This window comes from Sporolactobacillus shoreicorticis, assembly GCF_024125445.1.
In the GTDB taxonomy this organism is placed as follows: Bacteria; Bacillota; Bacilli; order Bacillales; family Sporolactobacillaceae; genus Sporolactobacillus; species Sporolactobacillus shoreicorticis.
Genome location: NZ_JAMXWM010000035.1, coordinates 1 through 18944 on the forward strand (window position 1 = coordinate 1; position 18944 = coordinate 18944).

General features: G+C 44.0%; 20 protein-coding genes. All 20 read right to left on the reverse strand.

What is annotated here, in order from left to right; genetic code table 11:
• Positions 1-825 (reverse strand): FtsK/SpoIIIE domain-containing protein (locus NIE88_RS19625; protein WP_253065082.1); only part of this gene is annotated, 825 nt, incomplete at its 3' end.
• A gap of 30 nt (positions 826-855) precedes the next feature.
• Positions 856-1239, reverse strand: coding sequence for a YdcP family protein (locus tag NIE88_RS19630; protein ID WP_253065040.1), 384 nt, complete (start codon positions 1237-1239; stop codon positions 856-858).
• A gap of 12 nt (positions 1240-1251) precedes the next feature.
• Entirely contained in the window at positions 1252-1566 is a 315-nt protein-coding gene (locus NIE88_RS19635; RefSeq protein WP_253065041.1) for a YdcP family protein, read from the reverse strand.
• A 1042-nt stretch (positions 1567-2608) separates the two neighbouring features.
• Positions 2609-2950 carry a 50S ribosomal protein L19 gene (gene rplS, locus NIE88_RS19640; RefSeq protein ID WP_253065042.1) on the reverse strand — a complete coding sequence of 114 codons (342 nt, stop codon included), beginning with the start codon at positions 2948-2950 and terminating at the stop codon, positions 2609-2611.
• 144 nt (positions 2951-3094) lie between these two features.
• The gene (trmD, locus tag NIE88_RS19645; protein WP_253065043.1) at positions 3095-3838 is read right to left on the reverse strand and encodes a tRNA (guanosine(37)-N1)-methyltransferase TrmD; all 744 of its coding nucleotides are present in this window, start codon (positions 3836-3838) and stop codon (positions 3095-3097) included.
• Positions 3828-4355 (reverse strand): ribosome maturation factor RimM, encoded by a 528-nt coding sequence (gene rimM / locus NIE88_RS19650; protein ID WP_253065044.1) that lies wholly within the window; start codon positions 4353-4355, stop codon positions 3828-3830. Before rimM ends, trmD begins: the two co-directional genes overlap by 11 nt.
• 96 nt (positions 4356-4451) lie before the next feature.
• Positions 4452-4682, reverse strand: a complete 231-nt coding sequence (locus NIE88_RS19655; RefSeq protein WP_253065045.1) for a KH domain-containing protein — start codon at positions 4680-4682, stop codon at positions 4452-4454.
• Between the two features lie 20 nt (positions 4683-4702).
• Entirely contained in the window at positions 4703-4975 is a 273-nt protein-coding gene (gene rpsP / locus NIE88_RS19660; RefSeq protein ID WP_253065046.1) for a 30S ribosomal protein S16, read from the reverse strand.
• Between the two features lie 28 nt (positions 4976-5003).
• A complete protein-coding gene (ffh, locus tag NIE88_RS19665; protein ID WP_253065047.1) occupies positions 5004-6347 on the reverse strand; it encodes a signal recognition particle protein in 1344 nt (447 codons plus the stop codon).
• Positions 6348-6359: 12 nt separating this feature from the next.
• Positions 6360-6695: a putative DNA-binding protein gene (locus NIE88_RS19670; protein WP_253065048.1), complete on the reverse strand. Its 336-nt coding sequence runs from the start codon at positions 6693-6695 to the stop codon at positions 6360-6362.
• Between the two features lie 99 nt (positions 6696-6794).
• On the reverse strand, positions 6795-7796 hold the full coding sequence (ftsY, locus tag NIE88_RS19675; protein ID WP_253065049.1) for a signal recognition particle-docking protein FtsY: 1002 nt from the start codon (positions 7794-7796) through the stop codon (positions 6795-6797).
• Positions 7797-7830: 34 nt separating this feature from the next.
• Complete coding sequence (smc, locus tag NIE88_RS19680; RefSeq protein ID WP_253065050.1) at positions 7831-11403, reverse strand: chromosome segregation protein SMC; 3573 nt, start codon at positions 11401-11403, stop codon at positions 7831-7833.
• A 130-nt stretch (positions 11404-11533) separates the two neighbouring features.
• The gene (rnc, locus tag NIE88_RS19685) at positions 11534-12262 is read right to left on the reverse strand and encodes a ribonuclease III (protein WP_253065051.1); all 729 of its coding nucleotides are present in this window, start codon (positions 12260-12262) and stop codon (positions 11534-11536) included.
• A gap of 117 nt (positions 12263-12379) precedes the next feature.
• Entirely contained in the window at positions 12380-12622 is a 243-nt protein-coding gene (gene acpP / locus NIE88_RS19690) for an acyl carrier protein (protein WP_253065052.1), read from the reverse strand.
• A 160-nt stretch (positions 12623-12782) separates the two neighbouring features.
• The gene (gene fabG / locus NIE88_RS19695; RefSeq protein WP_253065053.1) at positions 12783-13529 is read right to left on the reverse strand and encodes a 3-oxoacyl-[acyl-carrier-protein] reductase; all 747 of its coding nucleotides are present in this window, start codon (positions 13527-13529) and stop codon (positions 12783-12785) included.
• Between the two features lie 4 nt (positions 13530-13533).
• Positions 13534-14478, reverse strand: a complete 945-nt coding sequence (gene fabD, locus NIE88_RS19700; RefSeq protein WP_253065054.1) for an ACP S-malonyltransferase — start codon at positions 14476-14478, stop codon at positions 13534-13536.
• A 71-nt stretch (positions 14479-14549) separates the two neighbouring features.
• A complete protein-coding gene (gene fapR, locus NIE88_RS19705; protein ID WP_253065055.1) occupies positions 14550-15125 on the reverse strand; it encodes a transcription factor FapR in 576 nt (191 codons plus the stop codon).
• A 173-nt stretch (positions 15126-15298) separates the two neighbouring features.
• The gene (recG, locus tag NIE88_RS19710) at positions 15299-17344 is read right to left on the reverse strand and encodes an ATP-dependent DNA helicase RecG (RefSeq protein ID WP_253065083.1); all 2046 of its coding nucleotides are present in this window, start codon (positions 17342-17344) and stop codon (positions 15299-15301) included.
• Positions 17344-18246 carry an L-serine ammonia-lyase, iron-sulfur-dependent, subunit alpha gene (gene sdaAA / locus NIE88_RS19715; RefSeq protein ID WP_253065056.1) on the reverse strand — a complete coding sequence of 301 codons (903 nt, stop codon included), beginning with the start codon at positions 18244-18246 and terminating at the stop codon, positions 17344-17346. The genes recG and sdaAA overlap by 1 nt, the downstream gene beginning before the upstream one ends.
• 32 nt (positions 18247-18278) lie before the next feature.
• Positions 18279-18941 (reverse strand): L-serine ammonia-lyase, iron-sulfur-dependent subunit beta, encoded by a 663-nt coding sequence (sdaAB, locus tag NIE88_RS19720; RefSeq protein WP_253065057.1) that lies wholly within the window; start codon positions 18939-18941, stop codon positions 18279-18281.
• Positions 18942-18944: the final 3 nt, after the last annotated feature.

The window sequence follows — 18944 nt, forward strand, 5'->3', positions numbered from 1 at the left end:
TACTTCCGAAAGATCGGCAAGATCCGCGTTCTTTGGGTCAAGGACGTAAAGAACAGCGTTGGTCCGCGCCAAGGCCTCGATGAGCGAGAAGATAAAGTAGGTCTTTCCTCCACCCGTTCCGCCGGCGATGAGCATATGGGGGAGCTGATCATAGTCCCACCAGACATTTCTCATGAGCCGAAGTCTCCCATGTTCTGCCCTTACCTCGTCAATCGTAATCCGGTTCGCAATCATATCGTAGAGCAATGTATATTCGATATAGGCATCCTTAAGCTCTTTATCCACCAGCTCACAGTACAAGCCGCTTTCCAGTTTCTTCTCTAAATGCAAGAGCTGATCTTGATATTTTCCTAAGGGTATTTCGACATGAATATGAATCAGCCCGTCTTTTAGTCGGTAATACATCCTTGGAAAATGAGTGATTTTCTCTTTTGACTTCCCAGACGGCCAATCTTTAAAAAATCCTTCATGCTGGACCTGTTCGGATTCGTACCACTTATTTTCCAGGATCATTTTGGCTAGTTTTTGACAATGCATGAGCCGGTTCACATGATCCCGCTGAAAATGGTAAAAAAGATAAGCGGCAAGCAAGCATACTCCTGCGGCCGCAAGGACACTGAAAATCAGATAAGGCGTGATGAAAAACTGAAACTGCCCATCACGTAAAAGTCGGACTTTCTGCCAATCCGTATGCATCAGCCATTTCCCATGGAAGGCCAACAACACCAGTAGGAAGACAAGGCCAAGCGACGTCGCGGCAAAACGCAAGATAAGATGTTGATCACTCGCTCGAATCCGTTTTCCTTTATAGACAAAATGGCACATCATCGATCCTTTCCGGAAAATGAAAGGGCGTTATTTTCCTTTTGTTTGCGGCTGGGCCTGTTGACTCGTTGAACGAGAGAGGGACTGCTTCTTTTTCAGTACAATATCCTCAGCCTTGATATACCAATCCACATCGGCCCCTCGAAACGTCGCGGTTGCCACTGTATTTGCCACTGGATTGACCAGTTCGACTTCGGCATTATAGTCATACTCTTTTAACGGGATGGCGGCCGGAATACTGACTTGGATCATCTGCCCTTGTCCACGGGATTTTAGATCATAGGTGCGTTCCTTGATTTCGTCACTGACTGTCCCATCCTCATTATTCACGCGCACTTCACGGCGGAGTGCGGAGAATTTCAACGCACCAAATGTCTTGTCCTTGTCAATCACAATACCTTCAGCTAATCTCATTTTTTGCCCTCCTTATGCTTTTACTAGATCGTCGGCATGCAAGATATAGTTGGTGAACGCACGATTGCCAATTTTATAGCCCTCTGCAGTAATTCGAGAATTGACTAGTTTTACTTTATCTTCGATCTCAAAATGCTTTTCGCCCGCTTCCGGTGGCAGCATCAAAACAATATCATCCGCTCTTTGGATGTCAGAATACAAGTTATAGCTGCGGGAAAGGATCGCTAGGCGTCCATTGACCCGGCGTTGTTCCACATTGCCTTCTCCGGCATATTCCAGATTTCCAAAAGTTTTCTCCATATTTGGGATGACAAATTTTAATTTCATAATTGTTTTCCTTTCTGTGCATAATTTTGTTTTGGCGAATAAACTAATCATTTGTCACAAACAGAGGGAAATGTTTAAGAACCATCTCCTTTCAAAAAACTAAAACCTGAAATAAAAAAGCTAAAATGATTTCTCATCTCAGCGCATTATTGATTAAAATTCGCGGCACAGTAATGGCACACTTCCGAAATAAAAATATTTGGCGGAAAAACACAATAAAAAAGAAGGCATATTCTACAAAATATACCTTCCAAATCTCGAATTGATACGGTTCTCTGATTCTGGCTCTTGGCGGAATCTTGGCGGAGATCCTTATCAATTTAAGTGCTTTTATCCATTTTACCTTTGCCAAAAATGCTGTTAAATCAACGTTTCGACACCAAACGAGGTATCTACTTTATTCCCACTCAATAGCTAGTTTGAAAAATCCACTTTTTAATATGCGTATGATTAGTTATATAAGAAACGTATTTAGAATTGCCATAATAGGAGACAATATTTCCTGCTTCGGCAATTTATTCTTCCATACTATTTTACACAAATATTACACAAATCATCAGGAAAATCTTATTAAATCAGTACTTAGACCGTTTTTTCGCCCCCGACCACCAGAGGTACTATTCAAGATTTCCGGAAAATATTTTTGGGCAAATTTTTGGGCAAAATCTGATGTTTATTGCTTATTATTGCTCAACATAATAAAAATCACGACATTTTAGTAAAGGTTTAGAAGAACCAAAATATTTCAGATAAAAATTAAAAAGCCCTTTAATTATAGGGCTTAGAGCTAATCATAATTCAAATTTTATCATTCTTCGGCTTTATGTTTTCTTTTGGAGTTATCATTCAGGTCATTCTACCATTGAATGGTCACAATTCCTGCCTCCTTCTTTTTCAATTTAAGGACTGATCTCTTTATCTCCGTGGAACAATTCGTAGCTTTTTCTAATATGGAACCTTCTCATATAAAAAATCGGAGAAGCTTGGTCATCCCAAGCCCCTCCTCTCTTCAATGCCCTGTACATTCAATTTCCAATCATGATTATCTGCTCTTAATGCGTGCTTTCTTACCACGCAGCGCACGCAGATAATAAAGTTTCGCGCGACGTACTTTACCGTGACGTACTACCTCGATCTTGTCGATCTTCGGTGAGTTAACCGGGAATGCACGTTCAACACCGACACCATAAGAAATCTTTCGTACCGTAAAGGTTGCGCTGATCCCGCTGCCGTGACGTTTGATCACGACGCCTTCAAACACCTGAATACGTTCATGTGTACCTTCAGTAATCTTCACGTGCACTTTCAACGTATCGCCAGGTCTGAATTCCGGAATATCTGTTCGCAACTGTTCTTTCGTAATTTCATCAAGAATGTTAGACATAACAAAATGGCCTCCTTCCGTACAAATGCTCTTGCCCTCTTTAAAGAAAACAGCGGAACATCGTATTCACTGGCATTTGCCACAGCGATTATCATACCATAATCGAGAGCGCTCATGCAAGCATTTAAATGATTGAAGAATCACTTAATCATCTTGATTTTCTTGTTCAAATTGTTTGATCCATCTTTTTTCCTGTTCACTCAATTTATAGCCGTCCAATAAATCCGGTCTGCGTTCATAAGTACGCCTCAGTGATTCCCTCAGACGCCATTCGGCAATCTTCTCATGGTTCCCGGAAAGCAAGACTTCTGGAACCTTCATGCCGCGAAAATCCGCCGGCCGCGTATAATGCGGATGCTCCAGCAATCCCGTGGAAAATGAATCGGTCACTGCCGATGTATCATTGCCGAGCACACCGGGAAGCAGCCGTACAATGCTGTCGATCATTGCCATCGCAGCCAATTCTCCACCGGTCATGACAAAATCACCAATGGAATACTCATCAGTAACAAGGAATTCAGGGACGCGTTCATCAAATCCTTCATAATGTCCGCAAATAAAAATAAGTTTTTTTTCTTTTGAGAGCATCTCTGCGTCATGCTGCTTAAATGGCTTTCCCTGCGGTGAAGTCAGAATGATACGTGTTTTTGTGTGTTCTTCATTACATACCGCTTCAACCGCATCAAAAAGCGGCTGAGGCATCAAAACCATTCCGGCACCGCCGCCAAATGGATAATCATCAACTTTATTATGTTTATTCGTGGTAAAATCCCTGAAATTCGTCATTTTAAAAGAAACAACGTTTTTTGCGACTGCCTTGCCCAAAATCGAACTGTTTAGAACACCCGCAAACATTTCAGGAAAAAGGGAAAGAATATCAATCTTCATCGTCCACCAACCCCGGAATCAAATGAACAGTTACCTTTTTTTGCGCGACATCAACATCTTTCACCACATCGGCAATATACGGGATTAAAACATTCTTTACTCCCGTATCAACAACCCAAACATCGTTCGCTCCAGGAGAAAGAATTTCCTTAACTTCGCCTAAATGACGTCCTGTATCTGTAATAACTTGTGAGCCGATAATTTCATGATAATAGAAAGTTCCTTGCTCTAAATTCGATAACTGCTCTTTGGAAACAAACAGTGAACGGCCCTTGTATTTCTCTATATCATTGATCGAATGATAATTTTCAAAAGTTAGACAGTCAAATTGTTTGTGCCGACGATAACTTTTGACCTTCAGCGGTTCATACGTATCTGTCTTTGGATCCTGAACATACAGAGTTGCGCCAACCGCATAGCGTTCCTCCGGAAAATCAGTAATACTGACAACACGCACTTCGCCTTTAATTCCTTGGGTATTGACAATCTTTCCAACATAAAACCATTGTTCAGTCATGATGCAGCCCCCTTCAATCGCCATCTGACAATCTGTAAAAAATTTCTATGTATGATGAAAAAGAGAAGGGCAGAATGCTCCCCTTCTCTTTTTTTATTATTCACGAATTAAGAATCGTGTCAGCACACCATTCGCGCTGCCGACGGCAGACACAACCGTTCGCACTGCCTCAGCAACCTGACCGTGCCTGCCAATCACTTTTCCCATATCCTTTTTATCTACTGAAAGTATATAAGTTACATGATCAGATTCTTCTTGTTTCTCAATCATAACATGCATATGATCATCAACGAGCGGAAGTACAATGGTTTTGATTAATTCTTCCATTTATCTGCCGCCCCTCATCATTATTTTTGCAGTTTGGCAAGATGGAATTTCTCCATAATGCCTTCTTTTGAGAACAGGTTGCGTACGGTGTCTGAAGGTTGAGCACCCTTTTGCAGCCAATCAAGCGCCTTTTCTTCATCAACTGTGAATGTCTTTGGTGTGACAACCGGATTATATGTGCCGATTTCCTCAATGAAACGACCATCGCGAGGTGCACGTGAATCGGCAACAACAACTCTGTAAAATGGGCGTTTTTTTGCACCCATACGCTTTAGACGGATTTTAACTGACATAACAAAACAACTCCTATTTTTTATGATCTTACATAAATGGTAAATTAAATGGATTGCGCTTCTTGCCTTTGGTCTTGCCCATAAACTGTTTCATCATTTTTTTCATGTCCTTGAACTGTTTCAGCAACCGGTTGACGTCGGCGACTGATGTGCCGCTGCCAAGAGCAATGCGTTTTTTTCGACTCGCATTAATGACATCTGGATCTGTTTTTTCCTGAGCAGTCATTGATCGAATGATTGCCTCAGTTTGGCCGATTTTCTTCTCGTCAATTTGCATGTTTTTCATACCCTTAAACTTGTTTGCCCCGGGCATCATCGCAAGTAAATCTTCGAGTGGTCCCATATTTCGAATCTGGCCGATCTGATCCAGAAAGTCATCAAGTGTGAAGCTGACGGAGAGCAGCTTTTGCTGCATATCACGTGCTTTCTCCTCGTCGATTGTTGCCTGTGCTTTTTCAATCAGAGAAAGTACATCGCCCATTCCCAAAATTCTTGAAGCCATACGATTCGGATGGAAAGGCTCAAGAGCATCCATCTTCTCGCCCATACCAATAAATTTAATTGGTGTTCCTGTGACAGAACGAACAGACAATGCAGCGCCGCCTCTTGTGTCACCATCGAGCTTGGTCATGATCACACCAGTCAAATCCAGTCGATCATTAAATGCGGTTGCAACATTGACCGCGTCTTGTCCGGTCATCGCGTCAACAACCAAAAAGATCTCATCCGGATGGCTGACTGCTTTGATCTGGTCAAGTTCGTCCATCAGTCCTTCATCAATATGAAGCCGTCCTGCGGTATCAATCAATACTAAGTCGTGATGATCCGTCTTCGCCTGCTCCAGTCCCTGACGCACAATTTCTACCGGACTGACCTGATCACCAAGCGAAAAAACAGGTATATTCAGTTGCCCGCCCAAGGTCTGCAGCTGCTTAATCGCAGCAGGGCGATAAATATCCGCCGCAATCATCAATGGATTCTTATTATGGGTTTTTCGAATATAATTGGCAAGTTTCGCTGCAGACGTTGTTTTTCCGGCGCCTTGCAATCCGACAAAGAGCAGAACGGTCGGCGGCTTCAAAGCAAGATTAAGCTTGGTTTGTTCCCCGCCCATCAACTTAGTCAATTCTTCCTGGACGACTTTAATAACCTGCTGTCCGGGAGTAAGACTTTTTAAGATTTCTTGACCTACTGCGCGTTCCTGAATGTTTTTAACAAATGATTTTACGACTTTAAAATTAACATCAGCTTCAAGAAGCGCCAGACGGATCTCACGCGTCATCTGCTTGACATCGGCCTCGGTCACCTTGCCTCTGCCGCGAATCTTTTTCATTGTCGCCTGTAATCTGTCCGACAGACTTTCAAATGCCATACTTCTCACTTCCTAATCTAAATTCTCTAATTCATCAATAAAAGAATCTAGTTTTTGGCTTTCCTCACTATTCAGATGACCAGCCAATTCCCTCATTTTCGAAACAACAGAAAGCCTGACTTCGTATTTACGAAAAAGACCTAACTTTTCTTCAAACGCTTCAAGAGCGTTCTCAGCACGTTTGAGGTTATCATAAACAGCCTGTCTAGTAACTTGTTTTCTTTCCGCAATTTCACCAAGAGAAAAATCATTGAGATAGTAAAGATTCAAATACTCTTGCTGTTTTGGGGTGAGAAGCAGCTGATAAAAATCGTATAGGGCGTTAACTCTCAAAACCTTCTCAAGCATAGCAAATCCCCTTGGCTGTAAAGGCATTTTACTTTACAGATTAAATATTACTTTTTTTATCTTTGTGTGTCAAGTTTTTTCTTAGTGGCAAACACATTTTTATTCGGATTGTGGTGCTTCATCCTCGTTCTGAAAAAGTTCAGAAAACAGCCCATAGATAAATGCGTCCGCATCAAAGGCCTGAAGATCATTCAATTGTTCGCCCAGTCCGACAAATTTAACAGGGATGTTCAGTTCGTTGCGAATGCCAAGCACAATACCGCCCTTCGCCGTTCCATCCAGCTTTGTAAGAACAATCCCTGTAACCTCTGATGCTTGCCGAAACAATTTCGCCTGGTTAAGTGCATTCTGGCCGGTTGTTGCATCCAGTACCAGCAAAACTTCCTGCGGTGCTCCCGGGCATTCGCGCGTGATGACACGTTTGATCTTTTCGAGTTCCTTCATTAAATTTACTTTATTTTGAAGTCTGCCCGCTGTATCGCAAAGCAGAACGTCCACTTTACGCGATTTTGCAGCCTGCATGGCATCAAAAACGACCGAAGCAGGATCTGATCCTTCTTGATGCTTGATTACATCAACGCCTGTACGATCTCCCCACACCTGCAGCTGGTCGATCGCACCCGCCCTGAATGTGTCGGCGGCTGCAAGCAATACCGTCTTTCCTTCATTTTTAAGTCTGCCGGCGAGTTTTCCTATGGTTGTCGTTTTACCCGCACCATTTACGCCAACCATAAGAATAACCGTAAGTCCGGAAGAATTTATATTAAGTTTTGTTTCTTCTTTACTTTTAGTCAGAAATTCGGAAAGAACCTCAACAATTACATCTTTTAACAACGCCGTATCCTTGATGTTTCTCGTACGCGATTCATCTTTTAATCGGTCAACCAGATCCATTACGGTGGTCATTCCGACGTCGGACTCGATCAGCAGTTCTTCTAATTCATCAAAAAAATCTTCGTCAACCTTCCGATAGCGCTTAACCAAGTTGTTCATGCCGTCCGCAAATGACTGTCTTGTTTTGGACAGACCGTCTTTAAATTTATCCGTAACCGCAGTTGTGCTTCCTGTGATTCGGTTCTTCAGCTTATTAAAAAAATTCATGTGTTTTCCTCCTCGTCTCTTAAATTGCTGTTCATTAAGCGTTACCCGCAGTCAATAAATCTTCCGTTTCTTCCAACTTTACCGACACAAGCCGGGAAACTCCTGATTCCTGCATCGTGACCCCATAAAGGACGTCGGACCGCTCCATCGTTCCATGCCTATGCGTCACAACAATAAACTGCGTATCAAGGCTGAATTTTTTCAAAAAGGCTGCGTAGCGGTCGACATTTGCGTCATCGAGAGCAGCTTCCACTTCATCAAGGACACAAAATGGCACAGGGCGAACTTTCAGAATAGCGAAGAGCAGCGCGATCGCTGTCAACGCACGCTCTCCACCGGATAGTAGGGAGAGTCTCTGAAGCTTCTTTCCAGGCGGTTCTGCAAGAATTTCCACACCGCTCGTCAGCATGTCATCCGGTTCAATGAGCTGCAAATCAGCACGTCCTCCACCGAACAGTTCTTGAAAAACCTTTTGAAAATGTGTCCTTATTTTATTGAATGTCTCTGTAAAACGCTGCTCGACAACTTGATCCATTTCCGACATAACATGGTTAAGCGTCTCGCGCGCCTTTAACAAATCCGCTCGCTGCGCGGAGAGGAATTGTTCGCGCTCCAGAACGTTCTCATATTCTTCTATTGCGCCTACATTAACAGCTCCAAGTTCTTCAATGGCTAATTTAATTAATTTGACTTTTTTTCGTGCTTCATCAACGTCCATCGTTAATTTGTACTTGTCCCTTGCCGCTTCAATGGTCAGTTCATAGTCTTCTCTTAGTGTGTCTAACAGATGGTCAAGTCGGACATCCATTCGCCCAAGAAGAACATTTTTCTCTTGATATAAATTACTGATCCCAGTTAATTCTGAACGGCATTCTGACATGAGTCTCTCTTCCTCTGCCAGAGCCTTTTGCTTATTCTGCCGAGAATCACGCATTTTCATCAATTCTGTCATGGTCGTTTCTTTATATCTCTTTGCTTCTTCAATGAGCTGATCCAGCTTCTCAGCACTTTCATGCTGGTTTTCGATTTCAAAGCCGATCCCATCAGCAGATGAACGCAGCGTGTCAAGAGATTCTTCAAGTTCGCCGACCCGCCGATTGGATTGATCTGCTTTTTCTTGTTGATATGCAGTAATTTGGCTTTGTTCCGCAATTTGAACCTTGAGTGCTGTTATCTCCGACTGAATTTCTTGTTTTGATGAATCGATATCTTCTCGATTTTTCGTTAAACGTTCAATTTGTTCTGTAAGTGTTTTGCCGCGTTCTTCATTCTTCGAAACATCAGCGTCGATTGTCCGTAACCGATCAGCGATTTTTTTCTGCTCTGTGCTGAAGTCTCCATTTTCTCTAGTCAGCAAATGATATTTCTCAAGGTTCGCTTTTTCTTCAGTTTCTGCGTCCCTTTTCTGTGATTCGATGCTGCGATACTGATTCAATGCTTCCTCCACAGATTTGCGCGCTGAATCCGATTCCAACTCATCTGCCGCAATCTGATTCTTCAAGTTGGAAAAATCGATTTGCAACTGGTTTCGTTTCTTTTGCATCTCGTCGATTTGCCGGCCCAATTCTTCAATTTCGGTACTTCGGCTGATCAGACTTGTTTGCTGCTGCTTCGTACTGCCTCCGGTCATCGCACCACCAGGAGCGACAACATCTCCTGCTAAAGTAACAATTCGATAGCGATAGTTCACTTTGCGGGCAAGTTCATTGGCTCCTTCCAAATGCTTCGCAACAATCACGGATCCCAATAAGAAATCGGCAATAGATTTATAACGAACGTCGCATGTAAGTAGTTCGGAGCCTGTACCAATAAAAGCGGAATTTGATCGAAGGCGGTTCCGTTCTGACGAAGCAATCGCTTTTGGCCGAATAACAGAAATAGGCAAAAAAGTTGCACGGCCAGCTTTGTTTCGACGTAAAAATTGAATTGCCTGCCTGCCGGCGGATTCATCAGAAACAATCACATGCTGGGAAGAGGCACCAAGTGCGATTTCGATTGCCAAGCCGTACTCTTTACCCACCTGAATCAATTCAGCGACTGCACCGTGAATTCCGATCAGCTTTTTCCGATTTTTTAAAATAAATTTAACGCCTTGATAATAACCGGCATAATCTTCTTTAAGAGATTCCAGCAATTCCCTTCTTGACTGGGCTTGTTCAATGTAATTATTGATCTTATTTACAGCATCTTTTTCTTTAGTATATCGCTCACTTCCCTCTTCCAATCGAGTACGGAGCCTTTTATAGCGTTCCTGAAGCGTTTTTCCTTCATTGGCCAACTTTTCCAGTTTAGCCGTAAATAGCTGTTTTCTCTTGCCTGCTTCTTCTGCCGATGTCTTTATTTCTGCCGTGTTTGATTGAATGCGCGTTTTTTTTAATTCCAGAGCTTTCGCCTGATCAGAAAGATAGCGCTGCTCATTGCGCATGGAAGCTTGTTGATTTAAGATCTCGATGTATTTGGCTTTCAGTTTTTCAATCAGCTCATCCAGATTCTGTTCAAAACTATGATACTCATTTTGTTTTTTCACTAGATTCTGCTGCAGCTGTGCCAAAGAGGTGCGTTCTGATTTACTGCTGGCAAGTGCCTGATCAAGTATTTGCCGTTCTTTTTCCAACTGGTGTTCCAGGTGGGCAATGCGTTCTTTCATTTCCTCAGCATTGCTTTGTGCATGCTTGTGCCGTTCCTCTATAACTTGCTTCCTGCCTAATAATTTTTCCAGTTTTTCAGCAGATTCTGCCCATTCATTCTGCCTTTTTTCAATTGAACGATCCAATTCTTCAAGTTCAGAACGATGCAGCCGATAATCATGCTCACTGGCAGTCACTTTTTCGGATAATTCTATTTTTGATTGATTCAGATGTTCGACCTGATTTTTCGCATGTTCCCATTGGCTATGGACTTCACCAATATCATGAGCAAGCAGCGCAATGTCCACTTTCTCTAACTCGTTTTTTTTCTCTAAAAAATCTTTGGCAATCGACGCCTGCTTCTCGAGTGGTCCAAGCCTGTCGTCTAACTCATGCAGGATATCTTCAACACGATTTAAACTGTCTTCAGAGTCATTTAGTTGTTTTTCGGCAGCTTGCTTGCGTAATTTATATTTGAGGACACCGGAAGCTTCCTCGAATATTTTTCGTTTTTCTTCTGCTTTACTATTCAGGATCTCATCAATTTTCCCCTGACCAATGACCGAATAGGCCTCTTTCCCCAGCCCCGAATCCATAAATAACTCAACGATATCTTTGAGCCGGCAGCTTTGTTTATTTAATTGGAATTCACTTTCTCCGGAACGAAATACGCGTCGTGTGACACTAATTTCGCTAAAATCCATCGAGATGTAGTGATCACTGTTGTCGAGAGTGAGTGTTACTTCAGCCATATTGACAGCTTTTTTCGCGTCACTTCCCGAAAAAATAATATCTTCCATCTTAGACCCGCGCAGCGATTTCGCCGATTGTTCCCCGAGCACCCATCGAATAGCTTCTGTGATATTACTCTTGCCACTCCCATTCGGGCCGACAACCGCAGTAACTCCCGGAACAAATTCTACAGATGTTTTGTTGGCAAATGATTTAAAGCCTGAGACATCCAATCTTTTGAGGAACATCCCGATCCCTCCGTTTCTTACCTTTCTATAATTCACCTTGATGATATGCACAATTGATTTGACTTCACCTTCATAAAATAAAACCACAAAGCGAGTAACAAAAACAGCCGAGAGCGCCCGGCTGCTTTTGTTACTCGGCAAGATTCTTAAGCGCTTTGCATGCCGCACTTTGCTCCGAGTCCTTTTTCGAATGTCCCTTGCCGACACCGACGACTTCGCCATTCAACAATACGTTTGACGTAAACTCGCGATGATGTGCCGGTCCCTTTTCGGACAACAGTTGATAATCCAGTTCACCCAGATTTTTTCTCTGAATCGTCTCTTGCAATTGGCTTTTGTAATCCATCACATGGGAAAAAGAGCCGTCGTTGATTCTCGGATAAACAACGATTTTCAGGAAACGGTCGACTTCAGACAATCCCTGATCGAGATACAGAGCACCGATAAACGCCTCAAAGACATCCGCTAAAAGTGAAGGACGCTTCCGTCCGCCGGTTACCTCTTCCCCGCGTCCGAGAAAAATCTTATTCTCGAAAGACAGCGAAGACGCGAATTGAAACAATCCGCCTTCACAGACAATGGCCGCACGCAGCTTGGTCATGTCTCCCTCCGTAAGATTCGGGAAATGTTTAAAGAGATATTGAGAAATCAACAACTCAAGAACAGCATCCCCAAGAAATTCAAGCCGCTCATAATCGTCCTGTGATGCACGACGGTGCTCATTCACATAAGATGAATGGGTAAACGCTTGCTTTAATAAATCTTCATTTTGAAATGAGAATGAAAAATCATCAAGAAAATGATGAAGCCTTTGAGTCACTTCTTTTTCCTGATCCTGCATTTTCTTTGAACCTGGCACACATGTCACCTCCGCGAACTAAGAAACCAAAATCCATTTTTTCCGTAAGTGCCGAAAATAATAAGAAGCCCCGCCCTTATAAACGGATTTATAAAAACGGGACTCATGGTTAGCATGTCAGGATTTGTGGCTCTCTATGTAAGATACGACGTCACCAACGCTTTGAATCTTTTCCGCATCTTCATCGGAGATTTCCAAATTAAATTCATCTTCAAGTTCCATGACAAGTTCTACAATGTCAAGAGAATCTGCGTCCAGATCTTCTTTAAATGAAGCTTCAAGTTTAACATCTGCTTCATCTACGCCTAATCGGTCGACAACGATCTTTTTGACACGTGCCAAAACATCTTCATCTGCCATGTCGTCACCTCCTCTCGAGGGCATTTACATTTTTTAAACTCTCCGTCCTCTTTATAACTATAAAAGGAGTGGGCAAAACACCCTGAAAAGCCTTCACAGGGAGAACTTGATGAAACAGCCTCACCTAATGAAATTTCTTTTTAAGCATACCTCAATCATTTTATTGCATTGCCATTCCGCCGTCAATACTTAATGTTTGTCCGGTCATGTATTTGCTGCCATCAGAAGCAAGGAACGCAACAGCATCTGCTACGTCATCTGGCATACCCGGTTTACCTAATGGAATGTCTTTTTTCATTTTCTCTTTCACTTCGTCGGGAAGTTCATCGGTCATATCCGTAACAATGAAACCAGGAGCAACAGCATTCACATTGATGCCTCGCGACGCCACTTCACGAGCAGTAGCCTTTGTCAATCCGATCACCCCTGCCTTGGCCGCTACATAATTTGCCTGGCTTGCATTCCCTAAAATACCGACTACAGATGCAACATTAATAATTTTGCCCTGTTTCTGTCTTATCATCGGACGAAGCGCAGCTTTGGTAACCAAAAAAACTCCTTTAAGATTAGTATCCAAAACCGCATCCCAGTCTTCTTCCTTCATGCGCATGAGCAGCCCGTCGCGCGTAATTCCTGCATTATTGACGACAATGTCAATATGGCCAAAATGAGCGAGCGATTCTTTAACCATCTCTTGAACTGCTTTTTCATCCGAGACATCACACTGCCAGATCAGCGCTTCACGCCCAACGGAACGAATTTCAGCGGCCGTATTCTCCGCACGCATCTTATTGCCTGAATAATTAACAATCACAGATGCGCCAAGCTGAGCCAATTTAATGGCAATAGCGCGGCCGATTCCTCTGGAAGCGCCTGTAACCAACGCTGTTTTCCCTTCCAATCCCATTCTATTATACACGCTCCTTCAGTTTCTCAGACACGTTAATCAAACTCTCTGCGTCACTGACTTGATAAACAGTCAGTTTGCGATTAATCTTTCGAATCAATCCCGAGAGCACCTTTCCCGGACCAACTTCAACAAAAGTGTCGACGCCAAGCTGATTCAGCCGTTCCACAGATTCAGTCCAGCGAACCGGCGAGTACAAATGTTCAATAAGGTGATTGCGGATCTCTTCAGCAGTTGTTTCTTCCAGCGCAGTACTGTTGGCAATCACGGGGACAAGCGCATCTTTAATGGGCAGTGCATCGAGAACTTCCCGCATCTTTTCAGCTGCAGGTTTCATGAGTGAGGAATGAAACGGTCCGCTGACAGAAAGAGGGACGACGCGATGCGCCCCAGCCTCCTCTGCCCGTTTCGATGCCTTTTCAATACCCTTGACCGTTCCGGAAATAACAATTTGTCCCGGGCAATTAATATTTGCCGTTTGTACCGATTCGCCCTGCTCTGAAACAGCCGTACAAATATTCTTCAGCTGTTCTGCATCCAAACCGAAAACGGCCGCCATCGTTCCCTTTCCGGCCGGAACGGCAGCTTCCATGAGCAATCCCCGTTCACGTACGGCATAAACAGCATCTTCAAATCCCAGAACACCGGCTGCATGCAAAGCGCTGTATTCACCAAGACTGTGACCGGCCAAATAATCCGGTTTAACACCTTGCTTTTCTAACAATGCGCAAAGCACGGCACTTACTGTCAGAAGTGCCGGCTGCGTGTTTTCCGTTCTTTTCAATGTCTCATCAGGACCGTTCATGATCAGCTCAGTTAACGGAAATGACAATCGGCTGTCTGCCGTTTCGAACATTTCTTTTGCTTCAGGATAGACAGCAATCAGATCAGCACCCATACCAACTGTTTGAGAACCTTGTCCCGGAAAAACAAATGCAATCTTACTCAAAACACATCAACCTCCGCAACATATCGAATCAACACTATTTGACATAAATCAGAAGGCCATGTTCCCACCGTTCATCCCTCTGATCTATCTTTTCCTCCATGAGCGCGATACATGGTGAATACGCCCTTGAAAACATGATCATGCCCCGAGTAGCTATTCACTTCAACGACGGTACGCACACGTTCCTTGCGCATCACTTTTGCTTTTGCGACAACGCGTTCGCCTGACTTAACCGGCCGAATGAATTGAATTTCTGCTTTCGAAGTCAGAGCAAGGTCATCGTTGATTACGGCTACCGCAAGTGAATTTGCCTGTGCAAACAAATGATGCCCACGAGCAATCCCGGTCCTTGAAAAAACAAAATCCGGTACTATTTCAAGAATAGAAATTGCGCTGATATCAAGTTGAAGATCAAGGATATCTCCAATCACTTCTTCTTTATGAAGCGCTTTAACATCATCAAATTGCCTCTTTGCTACATGTTTGATCCGTTCCCGTAGCTCCGGAATAGATAATTCCAAACGATCCAGCCGAATCGTCTGAACGCTGACTGTGAATTTCTTGGCCAATTCATCATCCGTAATAAATGGATTATCGTCAATCGTTTGTTTCAGAGATGCCTGTCTGTCTTTTTTGCTTTTTCTCATAAGCTGGACACCGCCGTTTTATGTTCGTCATGACTACGAAACATCATTTTAAGACTAGGTAATATTAGTTAGTATATCATAACTTATCTGTGACGGGTAGCTAAGCACAAACGAGTCAAGCCACTCATTTATCGACTCATAACATACGCGGGCAAACATTCTTTGGTTTCAATTCAATCCAGATGAAGAAGCTGTGTCAATCCCGATTCCGCTAACGGCTCGCGAAGCCCGGCGTAACGATCGTCACGCCAGAAGTGCGGATTCTGAACAAGCCGCACCGCATCGTCTCGTGCAGCCGCTAAGGTTCGGTAATCATGAATCATGTCGGCAAGTTTAAATGTAGGCAAACCACTTTGCTTTTTACCAAAAAAATCTCCGGGTCCGCGAAGTTTGAGATCATATCCGGACAATTTAAATCCGTCCGTAGTCTCCGTCATCATTCGCATCTTTTCTCTGCTCGTCTCCGACTTGGCATCTGCAAGCAGGATGCAGTAGGCTTGATCACTGCCTCTTCCCACACGACCGCGCAATTGATGCAGCTGGGACAGGCCGAATCGATCTGCATCATAGATAACCATCAGTGATACATTCGGGACGTTGACCCCAACCTCAACGACTGTGGTCGATACAAGAACATGCACTTGTCTCCTTTTGAAAGAATCCATAACCTGATCTTTCTCATCAGGCGTTAATTTGCCATGCATCAAAGCTACCTTGTAACCGGGCAGCGCTTGAGAAAGCTGTGCGTGGACATCAAGGGCATTCTGGACATCGAGCTGTTCGGATTCCTCAATCAAAGGGCAAATGACATAAGCTTGCCTCCCTCGATCAAGTTCTTTTTTCATAAAATTGATGATGCGGTCGATCACATTTTCCTGAACCCAGTACGTCTTAATTTTTTTTCTGCCGCCTGGAAGCTCGTCGATTGTAGATACATCCATATCGCCAAAGACTGAAAGTGCCAGCGTACGCGGGATCGGCGTGGCAGTCATATACAAAACGTCCGGTTCCTTTCCCTTCAGCCGCAACGCACCACGTTGACCAACACCAAAACGGTGCTGTTCATCGGTTACCACAAGTCCGAGCTGTTTAAATTCTACTTCCGGTTGAATCAAAGCATGCGTGCCAATGAGTATCTGAATGTGACCTCGAAGTAGCTGATCAAGCAGTATTTTTCTTTTCGTTCCACGCACGCTGCCGGTCAACAATCCGACAGAAATACGAAAAGGGCGGAACAATTCATCAAGGTTTTCAGCATGCTGCTGCGCAAGTATTTCTGTTGGAGCCATCAGTGCCCCTTGATAACCGGCGCTAACCGCTGCATACAGTGCGATCGCCGCGATCACCGTTTTTCCGGAGCCAACGTCACCTTGAAGGAGTCGGTTCATCGGTGAATCAGAATTCATATCTGTTAGAATTTCGCTGACTACCCGCTTTTGCGCTTGTGTCAACGCAAAAGGGAGGTTGCTAATAAATCGTTGGACGCTTTCCTGATCTGCAGAAATCCGTATTCCCTTGGATGATGCGCGCCGTATTCGTTTATAAGCTTGCAATTTTAATTGATAATTTAAGAATTCTTCATAAACAAGCCGTCTTCTCGCTTGGTGGAGCTGGGTTTGATCCTTCGGAGTATGTATCGTGCGAACTGCTTGTTTTTTGCCGATTAATTTGTAAGTTGAAAGCAATTCATCAGGAAGATTCTCTTCTATATAGTCGGGAAAACAAGTGAAGGCCTGGTTGATCAGGCTTCTGATTTTCTTAACTGATACACCTGCGCGCACCGAATAAACCGGTGCCCATCGTGCCTCTTGATCCGGTTGTCCTGTATGAAAGTCGGATGAAGTCAGTGTTGCACGATTTCGATCCCACTTTCCTGTAACAGTAACGGTCTGACCGAGTCTCAGACTTCGTTTTAAATAGGGTCTGTTGAATAAAATAACAGTGATTAAATAACTGCCGGATAGCACACGCACAGTCAAACGTGACTTTTTCTTTCCATAATAATTAAGTAGCGGCTCACTCTGTACTTTTCCCATAATTGTGACCTGTTCTTGATCCTGAACATTTGCCAAATCTCTTAACTCATAATTCTCATATCGATAAGGATAATAGGCAAAAAGGTCGTCAATTGTTATAATTCCAAGAAGCTTTAGTTCTTCTTTCAGCCGTGGGCCAACGCCTCTGAGCTTCGTAATCGGAAGATGCAAGGTTGTGTTCATCATTTTTCTTTAATCACGGATGATCGACCATCCGTTCCGAAAATTCGTTCTTTTAACGCACGCCCGGTTTTGGTATCGGCGAGCCCGCCAAGCGCGGTCTCTCTCAAGGCAGGCGGCATCATGCGTCCCACTCGATACATGGCGTCAATGACCTCGTCACAAGGGATAATACTCTTGATTCCGGCAAGTGCCATGTCTGCAGCAACAAGTGAGCTTGAGGCGCCAATTGCATTTCGTTTCACGCAAGGCGCTTCGACGAGTCCGGCTACAGGATCACAAATCAGGCCAAGCATGTTGCCAAGTGCCATCGCCATTGCATGTGCCGACTGTTCAGGAGTGCCGCCGGCCATTTCAACTGCCGCAGCAGCAGCCATACCAGTAGCAGAGCCCACTTCAGCCTGACAGCCGCCGGCCGCCCCTGAGATAGAAGCATTGTTGGCAACCACAGAGCCAAACGCACCTGCTGTAAAAAGAAAGTGAATCATCTTATCCCTGCTCGGATTCAGTTTGTGCTTCAATCCGAACAGTACGCCGGGTACTACTCCGGCAGAACCTGCCGTCGGTGTCGCACAAATGGTTCCCATTGCCGCGTTTACTTCATTCGTCGCCATTGCTTTGCTTACGGCATCAAGCAGGACCGAACCAGATAATGTATCGCTGTTCTCTAAATAGCGCTGCAAAAGACGGGCATCTCCACCCGATAATCCCGAACGCGATTTAATGTCTTCATGAATACCTCTTTGGACAGCCTGCTCCATAACCAACAATTGACCAGACATTTTTTCGATAATCTGATCACGGCTGTTCCCTGTCGTTTCGATCTCAGTCTGAATCATCACTTCATAGATAGGCAGAGAGCTGCTGCTGGCGACGTGTACCAGTTCTTCAATTGATTGAAACAATAAAGACACCCCCTTTTCTGCAAGATACTTGATCAAGCTAACACGGCAACATTAAGTATATTTGGAAGACCGGAGACTTCGGCAGCAAGCCCCTCACTGATTTCTTCATCCGTTTGAATCACCATAAGCGCCAGCTGTCCCTTTTCCTGTCGTGAAACTTCCATATAAGAAATGTTCATCTCATATTTGGCAATCAATCCGGCGACCTCAGCAACAGCCCCATATTTATCATAATGCAGCACAAGAAGTGCCGGGTTACTTCCGGACAGGGAAATAGGAAAGCCGTTTACTTCTGTTATTTCAATCTTTCCGCCGCCAATAGAAACGCCGACTAATTCCAGGCTTTGGTCACCTGCTGATAAATGAATTCTTGCTGTGTTCGGCTGCTCTACCTGCGAGTCTTTATCCACAATAAATTGGATATCCATTCCCCTTTGACGCGCAATATTTATTGAATCCGGCAAATTTGTGTTGCTTTCATCAAAGTCCAGCAATCCGGCAATAATGGCTACATCAGTTCCATGGCCACGGTATGTTTCAGCAAAAGAACCATACAGCGTTATTTTCACATGCTCCGGCATGACGCCAAGAAGCTTTCTCGCCATTCGCCCAATTTTCGCCGCGCCAGCAGTATGCGAACTCGACGGTCCGACCATAACTGGGCCGATAATATCAAAAACGCTTCGATACTTCATGTC